Origin of the sequence: Pseudomonas sp. SK3(2021) (genome assembly GCF_016772375.1) — a bacterium.
Taxonomy (GTDB): Bacteria; Pseudomonadota; Gammaproteobacteria; order Pseudomonadales; family Pseudomonadaceae; genus Aquipseudomonas; species Aquipseudomonas chlororaphis_I.
This window is the reverse complement of the sequence record NZ_CP061943.1, coordinates 519,488-536,293: the sequence shown is the minus strand read 5'-3', so window position 1 is coordinate 536,293 and position 16,806 is coordinate 519,488. Positions and strand designations below refer to the sequence as shown.

Below are 16,806 nucleotides of genomic sequence, written 5' to 3'. Positions count from 1 at the left end.
CGATATGCCGCATGTGCAGGTTTTACGACGGCTTCGCCGCCGATCGCAGCCTGCGGCAGTGGCTACAGGGGTCGAGAACGTATATCTACAAAAAGAATAACAATGTGAATTTATATTATTTTTACATCTATAAGCAGCCACTTATAGTCGCGCCGCAGGCGAATTTGCCGCGAGACGCATACGCTGCATTTAGTGCAGGATAAGGCGCTCGTTCCCGCTCACCGATTGACCTGCATTTCCCAACGGCATCTTCATAAGAAAACACAGGGGCTTGTCATGATTTTTTCCGCACTACGTCGAAATATCCTCGTTGGCTCGCTGGGTCTGGCACTGGGTGCCGGGTTGCTGGGGCAAGCGGTTGCCGGTGAGCAACTGCAGAAGATCAAGGACGCCGGCACCATCAACGTCGGCCTGGAAGGCACTTACCCACCGTTCAGCTACGTCGACGAAAGCGGCAAGCTGGCCGGCTTCGAAGTAGAGTTCTCCGAAGCCCTGGCGCAGAAGCTGGGTGTGAAAGTCAAACTGCAGCCGACCAAATGGGACGGCATCCTCGCCGCCCTGGAGTCCAAGCGCCTGGACGCGGTGATCAACCAGGTGACCATCTCGGACGAGCGCAAGAAGAAATACGACTTCTCCACCCCCTACACCGTTTCCGGCATCCAGGCCCTGACCCAGAAGAAGAACGAAGGCAAGTTCAAGACCGCCGCCGACCTGGCCGGGCACAAGGTCGGTGTCGGCCTGGGCACCAACTACGAACAATGGCTCAAGGACAACGTGCCCAAAGCCATCATCAAGACCTACGACGATGATCCGACCAAGTACCAGGACCTGCGTGTAGGCCGTATCGACGCGATCCTGGTGGACCGCCTGGCCGCCTTCGAGCTGATCAAGAAAACCAACGACACCCTGGTCATTTCCGGCGAACCCTTCTCCCGCCAGGAAGCCGGCGTGGCCCTGCGCAAAGGCGAACCCGAACTGCTGGCCGCGGTGAACAAGGCCATCGAGGAACTACGCGCCGACGGCACGCTGAAGAAGCTCTCGGAAAAATACTTCAACGCTGACGTCACTCAATAATGGAAGCAGGTTTTCAGTTCGAACTGTATTTCCCGCAGTTGAGCCAGCAAATCGCCGAAACCACGCAGCTGTTGCTGAACTCCGCGCCCTTCCTGCTCAAGGGCGCGTATTTCACGGTCATCCTCAGCCTCGGCGGTATGTTCTTCGGATTGGCGCTGGGGTTCGCCCTGGCGCTGATGCGCCTGTCGCGCTTCAAGCTGCTGAGCTGGATCGCCCGCGTCTATGTGTCGTTCTTTCGCGGCACGCCGTTGCTGGTGCAACTGTTCGTGATCTATTACGGCCTGCCGCAGCTGGGTATCGAGCTTGACCCGCTGCCGGCGGCGCTGATCGGCTTCTCGTTGAACATGGCGGCCTATGCCTGCGAGATCCTGCGCGCGGCCATCGGCTCCATCGAGCGCGGGCAGTGGGAAGCGGCGGCCAGCATCGGCATGACCCGGGCCCAGACCCTGCGCCGGGCGATCCTGCCGCAAGCCATGCGCACGGCCCTGCCGCCCCTGGGCAACAGCTTTATCTCGCTGGTCAAGGACACCGCCCTGGCCGCCACCATCCAGGTCCCGGAACTGTTCCGCCAGGCACAGCTGATCACCGCCCGGACCTTCGAAGTCTTCACCATGTATCTTGCCGCCGCGCTGATCTACTGGGTTCTGGCCAGCGTGCTGGCGCACCTGCAGAACCGACTGGAAGCGCGGGTCAATCGGCACGACCAGGAGTCCTGAACCCATGATTGTGGTTGAAAAACTGACGAAGCAGTTCAAGGGTCAGACCGTCCTCAATGGCATCGACCTGACGGTGGCGGAAGGCGAAGTGGTCGCCATCATCGGCCCCAGCGGCTCGGGCAAGACCACCTTTTTGCGCTGCCTGAACTTTCTCGAAGAACCTACCAGCGGCCGGATCAAGGTCGGCAACATCGAAATCGATGGCAGCCGGCCGCTGACCCAGCAGCAGGGCCTGGTGCGGCAACTGCGCCAGCAGGTGGGCTTCGTGTTCCAGAGCTTCAACCTGTTCCCCCATCGCACCGCGCTGGAAAACGTCATCGAAGGCCCGCTGGTGGTGAAGAAGACGCCCCGCGAACAGGCGCTGGCCCTGGGCCGCGGGCTGCTGGCCAAGGTCGGCCTGGCGGGCAAGGAAGACGCCTACCCGCGGCGCCTCTCCGGCGGCCAGCAACAGCGCGTGGCGATTGCCCGGGCACTGGCGATGGAGCCGGAAGTGATCCTGTTCGACGAACCGACCTCGGCCCTCGACCCGGAACTGGTGGGCGAAGTGCTGGCGACCATCCGCGGCCTGGCCGAGGAGAAGCGCACCATGGTCATCGTCACCCACGAAATGGGCTTCGCCCGCGACGTGGCCAACCGGGTGATCTTCTTCGACAAGGGCGTGATCGTCGAACAGGGCGAAGCCAAGGCGCTGTTCGCCAACCCCAAGGAAGAACGCACCCGGCAATTCCTCAGCAAATTCCTCACCTCGGGCCATCCCCAGGCCTGATCCCCACCGGCAAACCGCACGCCCCCTGCCACGACGGCTGCGCCAGCGGCTACAGGCACCGCGTAAACCCTGTAGCCGCTGCCGAGCAACGCGAGGCTGCGCTGGCCTGCAAACCCACCACCGCCTTCCGCCCGGCAACCGCATGCAGCGGTTTTGCAACGGCTGCGCCGTCGATCGCAGGCTGCGCCAGCGGCTACAGGCACCACGTAAACCCTGTAGCCGCTGCCGAGCAACGCGAGGCTGCGCTGGCCTGCAAGCCCACCACCGCCTTCCGCCCGGCAACCGCATGCAGCGGTTTTGCAACGGCTGCGCCGTCGATCGCAGGCTGCGCCAGCGGCTACAGGCACCGTGTAAACCCTGTAGCCGCTGCCGAGCGGCGCGAGGCTGCGCTGGCCTGCAAGCCCACCACCGCCTTCCGCCCGGCAACCGCATGCAGCGGTTTTGCAACGGCTGCGCCGTCGATCGCAGGCTGCGCCAGCGGCTACAGGCACCGCGTAAACCCTGTAGCCGCTGCCGAGCAACGCGAGGCTGCGCTGGCCTGCAAACCCACCACCGCCTTCCGCCCGGCAACCGCATGCAGCGGTTTTGCAACGGCTGCGCCGTCGATCGCAGGCTGCGCCAGCGGCTACAGGCACCACGTAAACCCTGTAGCCGCTGCCGAGCAACGCGAGGCTGCGCTGGCCTGCAAGCCCACCACCGCCTTCCGCCCGGCAACCGCATGCAGCGGTTTTGCGACGGCTGCGCCGTCGATCGCAGGCTGCGCCAGCGGCTACAGGCACCGCGTAAACCCTGTAGCCGCTGCCGAGCAACACGAGGCTGCGCTGGCCTGCAAGCCCACCACCGCCTTCCGCCCGGCAACCGCATGCAGCGGTTTTGCAACGGCTGCGCCGTCGATCGCAGGCTGCGCCAGCGGCTACAGGCACCGTGTAAACCCTGTAGCCGCTGCCGAGCAACGCGAGGCTACGCTGGCCTGCAAGCCCACCACCGCCTTCCGCCCGGCAATCGCATGCAGCGGTTTTGCAACGGCTGCGCCGTCGATCGCAGGCTGCGCCAGCGGCTACAGGCACCGCGTAAACCCTGTAGCCGCTGCCGAGCAACGCGAGGCTGCGATAAGGCCCGCAGGGCCTTCCAGCGCCTTCCCAGGCATGCCAAAACCCGCGCCAACGACTCCAAACCTATTCACCGTTACTCCTCACCGGCCCCTACCTGCCGTATACGTAAACCCCTTCTATGCATATTCCTAAAAGTTAGTTTATTTAATTTTTATACGCGCATAGGGTATATGCACCGGACCACCGGACATTCTTGAACCCGATTTCGCCGCCCACGGCGCGGCACTTCCAAAGATGTGAGGTAGGTATGGTCCGGAACACAATCACCCCAGTGCAGATCGCCAGGGCATTGCGTGCAGCCAAGGAGTGGCACTGATGTCCAATCTGGCCGATGCAAATGTCCAGAGCGATCTGGATGTCGCCCCCCTGTTGTTGCCCGCACGGGTTCTGCTGAACGACGCAGAAGCCCTTCAAGCCGCCCATGAACTGGCCGCCGTCGCCCGCCAGCAAGCGGCCAAGCGCGACCAGCAGCGCAAGCTGCCATGGGCGGAAATCGAACACTTCACCCGCAGTGGCCTGGGCAGTATTGCCATCCCCCGTGAATACGGCGGCCCGCAGGTTTCCTTCGTCACCCTGGCGGAAGTCTTCGCGATCATTTCCACGGCCGACCCGGCCCTGGGACAGATCCCGCAGAACCAGTTCGGCATTCTCAACCTGATCCTCGGCTGCGCCACCGAACGGCAGAAAAAGCAGCTGTTCCAGAGCGTGCTGGAAGGCTGGCGCATCGGTAACGCCGGCCCGGAACGCGGGACCAAAAACACCCTGGAACTCAAGGCGCGGATCACCGCCGACGGCGACGGTTACCGGCTCAATGGCCAGAAGTTCTATTCCACCGGCGCCCTGTTCGCCCACTGGGTAGCGGTCAAGGCGCTGAACGACGACGGCAAGCAGGTCCTGGCCTTCGTCCGGCGCGGCACGCCGGGGCTGCGCATCGTCGACGACTGGTCGGGCTTCGGCCAGCGCACCACCGCCAGCGGCACCATTTTGCTCAACAACGTGCGGGTCGATGCCGACCTGGTGGTGGACAACTGGCGGATCAACGAATCGCCGAATATCCAGGGCGCCGTCTCGCAGCTGATCCAGGCAGCGATCGACGCCGGCATCGCCCGCGCAGCCATCGACGACGCTATCGACTTCGTGCGGGAACGCTCGCGGCCGTGGGTCGACGCCAACGTCGAACGGGCCAGCGACGACCTCTATGTAATCGCCGACATCGGCAAGCTGAAAATCGAACTGCACGCCGCGCAAGCCCTGCTGCGCAAGGCCGGCCAGGTGCTGGACCAGGTCAATGCCGCGCCGATCAGCGCCGAGTCCGCCGCCCGCGCCTCGATCGCCGTGGCCGAAGCCAAGGTGCTGACCACCGAGATTTCCCTGCTGGCCAGCGAAAAGCTCTTCGAGCTGGCCGGCAGCCGCGCCACCCTCGCCGAATTCAACCTCGACCGGCACTGGCGCAACGCCCGGGTCCACACCCTGCACGATCCGGTGCGCTGGAAATACCACGCGGTCGGCACCTATCACCTGAACGGCGCTCTGCCGGCTCGCCATTCCTGGATTTAAGCGACCAGATCTCTGGAGAAATACATGACTCTTTCTCAACACGTCGCGGTCATAACCAGCGATGAGCAAGCCCTGATCGTCGCCAGCGACCTGGCCGAAGATTTCAAGCGCGACAGCGCCCTGCGCGACCGCGAACGCCGCCTGCCCCACCCCGAACTCGAAGCCTTTTCCCGCTCCGGCCTGTGGGGCATCAGCGTGCCCAGGGAATACGGCGGCGCCGGCGTGTCCAACGGCACCCTGGCCAAAGTCATCGCCCTGATCGCCCAGGCCGACGGCTCCCTGGGGCAGATCCCGCAGAACCATTTCTACGCCCTCGAAGTGCTGCGGGTGAACGGCAGCGAGGCGCAGAAACAACGCCTGTACGCCGAGGTCCTGGCCGGCCAGCGCTTCGGCAATGCCCTGGCCGAACTGGGCACCAGGACAGCCCACGACCGCACCACTCGCCTGACCCGCGATGTGCAGCCAGGACGCGACGGCCATCGCATCAACGGCCGCAAGTTCTACGCCACCGGCGCCCTCTACGCCCAGCGCATCCCCACTTCGGTGGTGGATGAAAATGGTGTGCAGCAATTGGCCTTCGTCCCGGCGGACAGCCAGGGCCTGAACGTGATCGACGACTGGAGCGGTTTCGGCCAGCGCACCACCGGCAGCGGCTCGGTGGTGTTCGAGGAGGTGTTCGTCGCCGCCGAGGACGTGGTTCCCTTTCAAAGCGCCTTCGAGCGCCCGACCACCGTCGGCCCGCTGGCGCAGATTCTCCACGCCGCCATCGACACCGGTATCGCCCGCGCCGCCTATGAAGACGCCCTGCATTTCGTGCGCACCAAGACCCGGCCGTGGATCGATTCCGGCAACGACAAGGCCAGCGAAGACCCGCTGACCCTCAAGAGCTTCGGCCACCTGAGCATTCGCCTGCACGCCACCGAGGCGCTGCTGGAGCGCGCAGGCGTGTTCCTCGACGCCGCCCAGGCCGAGCCCAACGCCGAGACCGTGGCCGCCGCCTCCATCGCGGTCGCCGAGGCCCGCGCCATCAGCACCGAAATCTCCCTGGCCGCCGGCAGCACCCTGTTCGAACTGGCCGGCAGCCAGGCGACCCTGGCCGAACATGGCCTCGACCGTCACTGGCGCAACGCCCGGGTGCACACCCTGCACGACCCGGTGCGCTGGAAGTACCACGCGGTGGGCAACTACTACCTCAACCAGACGAACCCGCCACTGCGGGGGACCATCTGATGAGCGCGAAGAAAAAGATCCTGCTCAATGCCTTCAACATGAACTGCATCGGGCACATCAACCATGGCCTGTGGACCCACCCGCGGGACACCTCGACCCAGTACAAGACCCTCGAATACTGGACCGAACTGGCGCAGCTGCTGGAGCGCGGGCTGTTCGACGGGCTGTTCATCGCCGACATCGTCGGGGTCTACGACGTCTACCAGAACTCGCTGGACGTGACGCTCAAGGAGTCGATCCAGTTGCCGGTCAACGACCCGCTGCTGCTGGTCTCGGCCATGGCCGCGGTGACCCGCAACCTCGGTTTCGGCCTCACCGCCAACCTCACCTACGAGCCGCCGTATCTGTTCGCCCGGCGCATGTCCACGCTGGACCACCTGAGCCGTGGCCGGGTCGGCTGGAACATCGTCACCGGCTACCTCGACAGCGCCGCCAAGGCCATGGGCCTGAGCGAACAGGCCGAGCACGACCGGCGCTACGACCAGGCCGACGAGTACCTGCAAGTGCTCTACAAGCTCTGGGAAGGCAGCTGGGAAAACGACGCGGTGATCAACGACCGCGAACAGCGGATCTACGCCCGGCCGGAGAAGGTGCACAAGGTCGAGCACAAGGGCGAGTTCTATCAGGTCGAGGGCTATCACCTGTGCGAGCCGTCGCCGCAGCGCACGCCGGTGCTGTTCCAGGCCGGCAGTTCGGATCGCGGCCTGCTGTTCGCCGGACGCCACGCCGAGTGCGTGTTCATCAGCGGGCAGAACAAGCCCTCGACCAAGGCCCAGGTGGACAAGGTCCGCGCCAGCGCCGTCGCGGCCGGGCGCAATCCCGAGGACATCAAGGTGTTCATGGGGCTCAACGTGATAGTCGCCGAGACCGAGGAACTGGCCTGGAAGAAGCACGCCGAGTACCGCCGCCATGCCAGCGCGGAGGCCGGGCTGGCGCATTTCTCGGCGTCCACCGCCATCGACTTTTCCCGGTACGAGATCGACGAACCGATCCAGTACGTGAAGAGCAACGCCATCCAGTCGGCCACCCGGAACCTGCAGAACAACGACTGGACCCGGCGCAAGCTGCTCGACCAGCACGCCCTGGGCGGGCGCTACATCACCCTGGTCGGCTCGCCGCAGCAGGTGGCCGACGACCTCGAATCCTGGATCGCCGAAACCGGCCTCGACGGCTTCAACCTGACCCGCATCGTCACCCCGGAAAGTTATGTCGACTTCATCGACCTGGTGATCCCCGAGCTGCAACGCCGCGGCTCGTACAAGACCGCCTATGGCGATGGCACCCTGCGCGAAAAGCTGTTCCGGCAGGACGCACGGTTACCCGAGCAACACGCCGGAGCGGGCTATCGCCCTATCGCGAGCAAGCTCGCTCCTACAGGTTGAGCGCCTTCCCTGTAGGAGCGAGCTTGCTCGCGATGAGGCCCGTCCGGACACCACACCTCTCATGCACTGACTGGAACCAAGACCATGAACAGCAAACGCCTCAGCCACCCAGTCAAAGCACTGGCCCTCGCCCTCGGACTGTTCGCCAGCGCGGTATTCGCCGCCGACGCGCCGCTGAAAGTCGGCACCACCGCCGCCTTCGCCATTCCCCTGGAGGCCGCCGTCGACGAGGCGGGCAAACAGGGCCTGAAAGTCGAACTGGTGGAATTCAGCGACTGGATCGCGCCGAACGTCAGCCTGGCCGCCGGCGATATCGACGTGAACTACTTCCAGCACATCCCGTTCCTGGAAAACGCCAAGGCCGCCGCCGGGTTCGACCTGGTGCCGTTCGCCCCGGGGATCATCAACAACGTCGGCCTCTACTCGAAGAAATACAAGAGCTTCGACGAGCTGCCCGAAGGCGCCACGGTGGCCATCGCCAACGACCCGATCAACAGCGGTCGCGGCTTGCAGCTGCTGGCCAAGGCCGGCCTGATCAGCCTCAAGCCGGGCGTCGGCTACAAGGCCACCGAGGACGACATCGTCGCCAACCCGAAGCGGCTGAAGATCCTCCAGGTCGAGGCCGTGCAACTGGTACGCGCCTATGACGACGCCGACCTGGTGCAGGGCTACCCGGCCTATATCCGCCTGGCCAAGACCTTCGACGCCGGTTCGGCGCTGCTGTTCGACGGCCTCGACCACAAGGAATACGTGATCCAGTTCGTGATCCAGCCCAAGAGCAAGAGCGACCCGCGGCTGATCAAGTTCGTCGACATCTACCAGCATTCGCCGGCTGTGCGCGCCGCCCTGGACAAAGCCCACGGCAAGCTCTACCAAGCCGGCTGGGAAGGTTGAGATGAGCATCGCCTATCTCCCGCACAAGACGGCCACGCAGCCGCCCGAACAGCCGCACAGCGCCCGGCAGACCGAGTTGCATCCGGAGCTGAATCACGCCCATGTGCGCTTCATCGGCCTGACCAAGACCTACCAGGGCCAACAAGGCCCGGTGCAGGCCCTGCACGCTATCGACCTGGCGATCCAGCGCGGCGAAGTGTTCGGCATCATCGGCCGCAGCGGCGCCGGCAAGTCGTCGCTGATCCGCACCATCAATCGCCTGGAACAGCCGTCGGGCGGCCGGGTGCTGATCGATCAGGTGGACATCGGCGAGTTCGACGAAGACCGCCTGGTGGAGCTGCGCCGGCGCATCGGCATGATCTTCCAGCACTTCAACCTGATGTCGGCCAAGACCGTGTGGCAGAACGTCGAGCTGCCGCTGAAGGTGGCCGGCGTGCCCAAGGAACAGCGCGCGCGCAAGGTCCGCGAACTGCTGGAACTGGTGGGCCTGGAGAACAAGCACAAGGCCTACCCGGCGCAGCTCTCGGGCGGGCAGAAACAGCGGGTGGGCATCGCCCGGGCGCTGGTCCACGACCCGGCGATCCTGCTGTGCGACGAGGCCACCTCGGCGCTGGACCCGGAGACCACCCAGTCGATCCTCGGCCTGCTCAAACAGATCAACCAGCGCCTGGGCCTGACCATCGTCCTGATCACCCACGAGATGGCGGTGATCCGCGCAATCTGCGACCGCGTGGTGGTGCTCGAGCACGGGCATATCGTCGAGCAGGGGCCGGTCTGGGAAGTATTCGGCAACCCCCGGCACGAGGTCAGCAAGACCCTGCTGGCGCCCTTGCAGCACGGCTTGCCGCAAGAGCTGCAAAACCGCCTGCAAGCCCAGCCGAAATCTTCGGACGCGGCGCTGGTATTGCGCGTGCAGTTCACCGGCAAAACCCACGACGAGCCGGACCTGGCCGCACTGTTCAGCACCCTGGGCGGGCGCGTGCGGCTGCTGCACGGCGGCGTGGAACGGATCCAGGGGCATGCCCTGGGGCAACTGCTGCTGGCAGTCAGCGGCTCGTCCCTGGGCGCCGAGGAACAGCGCCTGCGCGCGCAGCACTTTTTGCACAAGCAATGGACACAACAGGTAGAGGTGCTGGGTTATGTGGTTTGATCGTTTGCTCCAGGGCGTTCTCGATACCTTGCTGATGGTCGGCGTGTCGTCGCTGATCGCCTTGCTGGCGGGGATTGTGCTGGCAGTGATCCTGGTCACCAGCGGCAAGGGCGGGATCTACGAGGCCCCCAGGCTGAACAGCGTGCTGGGAGCCTTCGTCAACCTGTTCCGCTCGATCCCGTTCCTGATCCTGATGGTGGCGCTGATCCCCTTCACCCGGCTGATCGTCGGCACCACCTACGGCGTCTGGGCAGCCGTGGTGCCACTGACCATCGCCGCCACGCCGTTCTTCGCGCGAATCGCCGAGGTCAGCCTGCGCGAGGTCGACCACGGCCTGATCGAAGCCGCCCAGGCCATGGGCTGCCGGCGCTGGCACATCGTCTGGCACGTGCTGTTGCCGGAGGCGCTGCCGGGCATCGTCGGCGGTTTCACCATCACCCTGGTGACCATGATCAATTCCTCGGCCATGGCCGGGGCCATCGGCGCCGGCGGCCTGGGGGACATCGCCTATCGCTACGGCTACCAGCGTTTCGACAGCCAGATCATGCTCACGGTGATCGTGCTGCTGGTGATCCTCGTCGCGGCGATCCAGCTCGGTGGCGACCGCCTGGCGCGGGCGCTCAACAAGCGTTGAGACCGGCGCAGCCCATTCGGATGTCATCGCGAGCAAGCTCGCTCCTACAGGTTGATCGGGTCGCCTTTTGTAGGAGCGAGCTTGCTCGCGAATAGCTTTCAAGGCCCACACCAAACCCGGGCCAATGCCCTTGGGGTATATTCGACACACCACCCCAACCAGTGCAGCCCGCCATGAAACTCGCCCCCACCGACCTCGACCAGATCACCTCCACCACCCTGGGTCACTACAACCAGGTGGCCGAAGATTTCCGCGAAGGCACCCGCGACCACGATGTCAGCCAGAACATCGACGCCCTGCTGCGGCATATCCAGGGCAAGGCGCCCTTCACCCTGCTGGACTTCGGCTGCGGCCCCGGGCGCGACCTGCAGACCTTCACCCGCCTCGGTCATATCGCCATCGGCCTCGACGGCTCCGAGCGTTTTGCCCAGATGGCCCGCGACGACAGCGGCTGCGAGGTCTGGCAGCAGGATTTCCTCAAGCTCGACCTGCCCGCCGAACGCTTCGACGGCATCTTCGCCAACGCCGTACTGTTTCATATCCCCTCACAGGAACTGCCACGGGTGCTGCGCCAACTCCACGCCACGCTGAAACCCGGCGGCGTGCTGTTCAGCTCCAACCCCCGCGGCGACAACCAGGAAGGCTGGAACGGCGCGCGTTATGGCGCCTACCACGACCTCGCGGCCTGGCAGCACTTGCTGACGGCGGCGGGGTTTGTCGAGCTGGAGCATTACTACCGTCCCGCCGGTTTGCCGCGGGAACAGCAGCCGTGGCTGGCCAGCGTGTGGCGCAAGGTTTGAGCTTGCGTCGTTGATCAGCCTTTTTCGCGAGCACGCCCGCTCCTACAAGGGGCTGTGTAAAACCTGCATGAGCGAGCTTGCTCGCGATGGCGTTTGCCGGACGGACCGCGATCTCAGGCCGTGGTTTTCTTCGGTTCCTTGATCTTGTACCAGGCCACATACAGCGCCGGCAGGAACAGCAGCGTCAGTAGGGTGGCGACGATGATGCCGCCGATCATGGCGTAGGCCATCGGCCCCCAGAACACTTCCCGGGCGATGGGGATCATGCCCAGGCTGGCCGCCGCGGCGGTCAGCAGGATCGGCCGGCGACGGTGCTCGGTGGCCTGCACCACCGCATCCCAGGATGAATGACCGGCGCGCTCGAACTCGTCGATCTGGGTCACCAGGATCACCGAGTTGCGGATGATGATGCCGATCAGCGCGAGAATCCCGAGGATCGCCACAAAGCCCATGGGCGTGCCCGTCGGCACCAGCGCCAGGACCACGCCGATCAGCCCCAGGGGCGCGACGCTGGCCACCAGGAACAGCTTCTGCACGCTGTGCAGCTGGATCATCAGGAAGGTCGCCATGAGGAACAGCATCAACGGCACCACCTTGGCGATCGGCCCCTGGGCCTTGCCGCTCTCCTCCACCGTACCGCCGGTGGCCACCGAATAACCGGCCGGCAGGCTGGCGGCGAACTGGTCGATATCCGGCTTGAGCAGCCTGACCAGGTCGGTCGGCTGGATCTCATCACGCACCGAGGCCTTGATGGTGATGGTCGGCTTGCGGTCGCGTCGCCAGACCAGCGGCTGCTCCAGGTCGTAACCCACGGTGGCGAAGGCCAGCAGCGGAATCGAGGTGCCGTTGGGGTTGACGATCTGCAGGTTCTGCAGGGTTTCCGGGGAGCCACGCTCGCTGTCGTCGGCCCGGCCGACCACATTGATCAGGTAGATGTCGTCATGCACCTGGGTCACGGTGGAGCCGCTGACGATGCTGTTCATCAGCTGCGCCACATCCTCCGAAGACAACCCCAGCTGGCGGGCCTTGTCCTGGGCGATGTCGATGCGCAGCACTTTGCCCGGCTCGTTCCAGTCGTAGATGATCTCGCCGATGTGCGAGTTCTTGTCCAGTTCGGTGGCCAGCTCGATGGCGTGCTTGCGCACCTGGTCGATGTCCTTGCCGCTGACCCGGTACTGGATCGGCCGCCCCACCGGCGGGCCCATTTCCAGGGCCTGGACGTAGCTGCCGATGCCGACGAAGTCGTCGCGCAGGCGTTTTTTCAGGCGCTCGGTCAACGCCGTGCGCGACTCCAGGCCCTTGCTGACGATCACCAGCTGCGCGTAATAGGGGTTCTGCAGTTGCTGGTCCAGCGGCAGGTAGAAACGGATCGCGCCTTCGCCGATGTAGGTGCTCCAGCGCAGGACGTCCGGGTCGTCCTTGAGGCTCGCCTCCAGGCGATCCACCGCCCTGCGGGTCTCGGCGATCGAGGCGTTCTGCGGCAGGTTGAGGTCGACGAGAATCTCCGGCCGGTCCGAGGACGGGAAGAACTGGTTCTGCACGAAGCGCATGCCGACCACCGACAGCACGAACACCAGGACGGTAATGCCGATGGCCCACCAGCGGTTGCGCATGGCCCACAGCAGGCCGCCGTTGAAGACGCGGCCGATGCGCCCCGGTTCCTCGGAATGGGGCTTCACGTTGGTGCTGAGGATATGCACGCCGATCACCGGGGCGAACAGCACGGCGACTATCCACGACACCAGCATGGCCACGGCGATCACCGCGAACAGGGTGAAGGTGTACTCGCCGGCGGAGCTGGCGTTGAGGCCGATGGGCACGAAGCCGGCGACCGTCACCAGGGTCCCGGTGAGCATCGGGAACGCGGTGGAGGTGTAGGCGAAGGTCGCCGCCTGCTCCTTGGTCTCGCCCATCTCCAGGCGCGTGACCATCATCTCCACGGTGATCATCGCGTCATCCACCAACAGGCCCAGGGCGATGATCAATGCACCGAGGGAAATCCGCTGCATGGTGATGCCGCTGTATTCCATGAAGACGAAGACCATCGCCAGCACCAGCGGGATCGAGCACGCCACCACCAGCCCGGCGCGCATGCCCAGGCTGACGAAACTCACCACCAGCACGATCACCACCGCCTCGAACAGCGCGCTGGTAAAGCCGCCGACGGCTTTTTCCACCACTTCGGCCTGGTCCGACACCGTGTGCACGCCTACGCCCACCGGCAGCTCGGCGGTGAGCTGCTCCATCCTGGCGTGCAGGGCCTTGCCGAAGTCCTGGATGTTGCCGCCCTTCTTCATGGCGATCGCCAGGCCGATGGCCGGCTGGCCGTTGTAGCGAAACTGCGGCGTCGAAGGGTCGACGTAGCCGCGGCTGATCTCGGCGATATCCGCCAGGCGATAGAAGCGCTCGTTGAGCCGCAGGTTGACCGTGGCCAGGTCTTTCTCGGAAGCGAACTGCCCCGAGGTGCGCACGGAAATCCGCTCCGGCCCGGCCTCGATCACCCCGGCCGGGGTCACCGCATTCTGCGCTTGCAGGCTCTGCAGGACCTGGCGCTGGTCGATGCCCAGCGCCGCCAGCTTGCGTGTGGAGAAGTTCAGGTAGATGACTTCGTCCTGCTCGCCGACCATCTCCACCTTGCCCAGGTTCGGCACTTCACGGACCTCGGCGCGCACCTGCTCCACGTAGTCGCGCAGCTGGCGCATGCTCAGGCCGTCGGCGGTAAAGGCGTAGACCGAGCCGAACACATCACCGAACTCGTCGTTGAACCCCGGCCCTTGCAGGCCCTGGGGGAAGTCGCCGCGAATGTCATTGATCTTCTTGCGCACCTGGTACCAGATCTCGGGAATGTCCTTGCCGCTGGTGGTGTCGCGCAGGTAGACGAACACCGTCGATTCGCCGGGGCGGGTGTAGCTTTTCACGTAGTCGAGGGAGTCCAGCTCTTCGAGTTTTTTCTCGATGCGGTCGGTGACCTGCTTGAGGGTTTCCTCCTGGGTCGCGCCCGGCCAGCGGGTCTGGATGACCATGGTCTTGATGGTGAAGGACGGGTCTTCCTCGCGCCCCAGGTTCATGTAGGAGAACACGCCCATCAACAGGGCGACGAACATCAGGTACCAGACGAACGACTGATGCTCGATGGCCCACTCGGATAAATTGAAGCTTCCTTTGGTGGCCGACGTCATCGTGGGCTGTCCTCGTCGATTTTGACTTTCTGCCCCGGTTTGAGGCTGTTCACACCGGCGCTCACCACCCGCTCGCCGATCTTGATCCCGCTGCCGATCAACGCCGAATCATGGTCGCGGCTGAGCACCGTGACCTCCCGCGGCGCCACGGTCCGTGCCTGCGGGTCGACGATCCAGACCCGAGTCTGGCCGTCCACCTCCTGCAGGGCCGACAGCGGCACCTCGGTGCGCGGGACGATGGCGGAGCTGAGGGTCACGCTGATGGCCGTGCCGAGACGGAAGGCTTCGGGGGTTTCGGTCAGGGTCAGGCGCGAGCGCCGGGTGCGGGTGGCGCTCTGCGCCTGGGGTTCGATTTCACGCACGATGGCGGTGGTGTTGATGCTCGGGTCGAGCTGCAAGGCGACCTTGAACACCACGTCGGCCGGCAACTGGTCCACCAGGGATGCCGGCAGGTCGATCACCGCTTCCTTGATGTCCGGACGGGCCAGGGTCACCACCTGCTGGCCGGCGCTGACCACCTGGCCGGCCTCGGCGCTCCAGGCGGTGACCACGCCGCCGTGATCGGTGCGCAGCTCGCTGTAGGCGAGCTGGTCGCGGGCCTGGCGGACCGCGGCCCTGGCCTGTTCCAGGGAAGCACGGGTGGTCTTCAGGTCGGTCTGGGCGATGTCCAGTTGCGCCTGGGCGCCGACGCCGCGATCAAACAATTGCTGCTGACGCCGGGCGTTGGCCTGGGCATTGATCCATTGCGCCTCGACCCGGGCCAGGTCGCCCTGGGCGGAACGCAACTGGTTCTGCTGATCGGTGGGGTCGAGGGTGGCAAGCAAGGCGCCCTTGCCGACCTCGGCACCGACATCGACATTACGGTTGGCGATGCGCCCCGGCACCCGGAAGCCGAGGTTGGTTTCATAGCGGGCCTGGATGCTGCCGGCGAACCGCCCCAGGCTTTCCTCGGACTCGGCACGCACCTCGAACGACAGCACCGGGCGCACCGGCTCGGGCGCCGGTTCTTCCTTGGAACAGGCGCCCAGCGTCAGGCCGACGCACAACAGCAGGGACAGGCGCTTCATGGCTGGGCTCCGTGGGTGTCGGTCTCGGGAACGATCTCGACGAGCATCCCCGGGTGCAGCAACTGGCCACCGGCGATCACCACTTTTTCGCCGCCCTTGAGGCCGTCGCTGATGATCACCTTGCCGGTCTGGTAGCGCCCCACCGTGACGGTGTGCAGGGTGGTCTTGCCATCCTCGTCCACCCGCCATACGGCCGGTTCGTTGAGGTTCTTGGTCAGCGCCGCCCAGGGCAGCTCGACACTGGTCTGGCCGGCCGTGTGGACGCTGGCGCCGACCACCGAGCCCAGGTCCATGCCCGCCGGCAGGCCGTCGAGGGCCACCTTGACCTGCACCGTGCCGCTCTGCGCCGACACCACCGGGGTGACTTCACGCACCTTGCCGGTGGTCTTGATGCTCGGGTTGTCCAGCAGGCTGACGTTGATCACGCCATCCTCTGGCGGGGCCACCAGCAACGCCTCGTAGACGTTGAACACGGCGTCGCGCTCGCCGTCGCGGGCCAGGCTGTAAATCGGCACCGTGGCCTGCACCACCTGGCCGACCTCGGCCTGGCGCGCGGTAATCACCCCCGGCGCGTCGGCGACCAGCGCGGTGTAGCTCAGTTGCTCGCGGGCGTTGGCCAACTGCGCCTGGGCCGCGCTCAGGGCGCTCTGGCTACTGCGCAGCGCCGCCTGGGCGGCATCGTATTCGCTCTGGCTGGTGTAGCCCTTGGGCAGGAGCTTCTGCTGGCGGACGAAGGCCGCGCTGGCCTGCGTGACCCGCGCCTGCTCGGCGAACACCGAGGCGGCGGCGGAATCGACATGGGTCTGCAGGTCTTTCGGGTCGAGCCGGGCCAGTACCTGCCTGGCCGTGACCCGGTCGCCGACATCCACCAGGCGCTGGATGATCTTGCCGCCGACGCGGAACGACAACTCGGTCTGCACCCGCGCCTGCACATCGCCGGTCAGGGTCACTTGCGCGGCGAAATCACGGGTCTGCACCTGCTGCACGCGCACCCGCGGCCGCTCCTTTTCGGTCGGTTTCTCCGCACCACAACCACTCAGTAGCGCCGCCAGCATCAAACCCACTATCCACTTCGATTCGAGACCAGCCATGCAGGCTCCTTCACGCGATGCAATCGTACAGGTGACGATACGACTGTGAGCTTAGAACAGGGTTCAACCGCTGCACGCGGGCTGCGGAACAAATGCGTAACGGCTGATCGGCTGAGCAACGAGGGCGTCGTGACGTGCGGGATTTCAGGTTCTG

Annotated in this window: 13 protein-coding genes; 10 read left to right on the top strand and 3 right to left on the bottom strand. The window is 65.2% G+C overall.

The annotated features are described in order from the left end of the window. Window positions 1-276 precede the first annotated feature (276 nt). From tcyJ to IF690_RS02330, 10 genes are all read left to right on the top strand, one after another. On the top strand, window positions 277-1,074 hold the full coding sequence (gene tcyJ, locus IF690_RS02375) for a cystine ABC transporter substrate-binding protein (protein WP_202698698.1): 798 nt from the start codon (window positions 277-279) through the stop codon (window positions 1,072-1,074). A gap of 50 nt (window positions 1,075-1,124) precedes the next feature. After that, entirely contained in the window at window positions 1,125-1,790 is a 666-nt protein-coding gene (gene tcyL / locus IF690_RS02370; RefSeq protein WP_202701263.1) for a cystine ABC transporter permease, read from the top strand. A gap of 4 nt (window positions 1,791-1,794) precedes the next feature. Beyond that, the gene (gene tcyN, locus IF690_RS02365; protein ID WP_124335930.1) at window positions 1,795-2,556 is read left to right on the top strand and encodes an L-cystine ABC transporter ATP-binding protein TcyN; all 762 of its coding nucleotides are present in this window, start codon (window positions 1,795-1,797) and stop codon (window positions 2,554-2,556) included. 1,427 nt (window positions 2,557-3,983) lie between these two features. After that, window positions 3,984-5,225: an SfnB family sulfur acquisition oxidoreductase gene (locus IF690_RS02360; RefSeq protein WP_202698697.1), complete on the top strand. Its 1,242-nt coding sequence runs from the start codon at window positions 3,984-3,986 to the stop codon at window positions 5,223-5,225. A gap of 24 nt (window positions 5,226-5,249) precedes the next feature. Continuing rightward, window positions 5,250-6,455 (top strand): SfnB family sulfur acquisition oxidoreductase, encoded by a 1,206-nt coding sequence (locus IF690_RS02355; RefSeq protein ID WP_202698696.1) that lies wholly within the window; start codon window positions 5,250-5,252, stop codon window positions 6,453-6,455. After that, on the top strand, window positions 6,455-7,837 hold the full coding sequence (locus tag IF690_RS02350; RefSeq protein ID WP_202698695.1) for an LLM class flavin-dependent oxidoreductase: 1,383 nt from the start codon (window positions 6,455-6,457) through the stop codon (window positions 7,835-7,837). Before IF690_RS02355 ends, IF690_RS02350 begins: the two co-directional genes overlap by 1 nt. Window positions 7,838-7,921: 84 nt before the next feature. Further along, window positions 7,922-8,731, top strand: coding sequence for a MetQ/NlpA family ABC transporter substrate-binding protein (locus IF690_RS02345; protein WP_202698694.1), 810 nt, complete (start codon window positions 7,922-7,924; stop codon window positions 8,729-8,731). A gap of 1 nt (window position 8,732) precedes the next feature. Further along, window positions 8,733-9,881 carry a methionine ABC transporter ATP-binding protein gene (locus IF690_RS02340; protein WP_202698693.1) on the top strand — a complete coding sequence of 383 codons (1,149 nt, stop codon included), beginning with the start codon at window positions 8,733-8,735 and terminating at the stop codon, window positions 9,879-9,881. Continuing rightward, window positions 9,871-10,515 (top strand): methionine ABC transporter permease, encoded by a 645-nt coding sequence (locus IF690_RS02335; RefSeq protein WP_202698692.1) that lies wholly within the window; start codon window positions 9,871-9,873, stop codon window positions 10,513-10,515. The genes IF690_RS02340 and IF690_RS02335 overlap by 11 nt, the downstream gene beginning before the upstream one ends. Before the next feature lie 173 nt (window positions 10,516-10,688). After that, the gene (locus tag IF690_RS02330; protein WP_202698691.1) at window positions 10,689-11,315 is read left to right on the top strand and encodes a class I SAM-dependent methyltransferase; all 627 of its coding nucleotides are present in this window, start codon (window positions 10,689-10,691) and stop codon (window positions 11,313-11,315) included. A gap of 113 nt (window positions 11,316-11,428) precedes the next feature. On the opposite strand, the gene IF690_RS02325 is transcribed toward IF690_RS02330, so the two are convergent. Genes IF690_RS02325 through IF690_RS02315 form a run of 3 tightly spaced genes read right to left on the bottom strand, consistent with a single transcriptional unit; the run spans window position 11,429 to window position 16,652 of the window. Next, entirely contained in the window at window positions 11,429-14,494 is a 3,066-nt protein-coding gene (locus tag IF690_RS02325) for an efflux RND transporter permease subunit (RefSeq protein ID WP_202698690.1), read from the bottom strand. Beyond that, window positions 14,491-15,561, bottom strand: a complete 1,071-nt coding sequence (locus tag IF690_RS02320; protein ID WP_202698689.1) for an efflux RND transporter periplasmic adaptor subunit — start codon at window positions 15,559-15,561, stop codon at window positions 14,491-14,493. Before IF690_RS02320 ends, IF690_RS02325 begins: the two co-directional genes overlap by 4 nt. Next, window positions 15,558-16,652, bottom strand: coding sequence for an efflux RND transporter periplasmic adaptor subunit (locus IF690_RS02315; protein WP_202698688.1), 1,095 nt, complete (start codon window positions 16,650-16,652; stop codon window positions 15,558-15,560). The genes IF690_RS02320 and IF690_RS02315 overlap by 4 nt, the downstream gene beginning before the upstream one ends. Between the last annotated feature and the right edge of the window lie 154 nt (window positions 16,653-16,806).

What these genes read in the sequence shown, in the direction of transcription:
- tcyJ (WP_202698698.1), top strand. Translation starts at nt 277, where the DNA reads ATGATTTTTTCCGCACTACGTCGAAATATCCTCGTTGGCTCGCTGGGT.
- tcyN (WP_124335930.1), top strand. Translation starts at nt 1,795, where the DNA reads ATGATTGTGGTTGAAAAACTGACGAAGCAGTTCAAGGGTCAGACCGTC.
- IF690_RS02360 (WP_202698697.1), top strand. Translation starts at nt 3,984, where the DNA reads ATGTCCAATCTGGCCGATGCAAATGTCCAGAGCGATCTGGATGTCGCC.
- IF690_RS02355 (WP_202698696.1), top strand. Translation starts at nt 5,250, where the DNA reads ATGACTCTTTCTCAACACGTCGCGGTCATAACCAGCGATGAGCAAGCC.
- IF690_RS02350 (WP_202698695.1), top strand. Translation starts at nt 6,455, where the DNA reads ATGAGCGCGAAGAAAAAGATCCTGCTCAATGCCTTCAACATGAACTGC.
- IF690_RS02345 (WP_202698694.1), top strand. Translation starts at nt 7,922, where the DNA reads ATGAACAGCAAACGCCTCAGCCACCCAGTCAAAGCACTGGCCCTCGCC.
- IF690_RS02340 (WP_202698693.1), top strand. Translation starts at nt 8,733, where the DNA reads ATGAGCATCGCCTATCTCCCGCACAAGACGGCCACGCAGCCGCCCGAA.
- IF690_RS02335 (WP_202698692.1), top strand. Translation starts at nt 9,871, where the DNA reads ATGTGGTTTGATCGTTTGCTCCAGGGCGTTCTCGATACCTTGCTGATG.
- IF690_RS02330 (WP_202698691.1), top strand. Translation starts at nt 10,689, where the DNA reads ATGAAACTCGCCCCCACCGACCTCGACCAGATCACCTCCACCACCCTG.
- IF690_RS02325 (WP_202698690.1), bottom strand. Translation starts at nt 14,494, where the DNA reads ATGACGTCGGCCACCAAAGGAAGCTTCAATTTATCCGAGTGGGCCATC.
- IF690_RS02320 (WP_202698689.1), bottom strand. Translation starts at nt 15,561, where the DNA reads ATGAAGCGCCTGTCCCTGCTGTTGTGCGTCGGCCTGACGCTGGGCGCC.
- IF690_RS02315 (WP_202698688.1), bottom strand. Translation starts at nt 16,652, where the DNA reads ATGGCTGGTCTCGAATCGAAGTGGATAGTGGGTTTGATGCTGGCGGCG.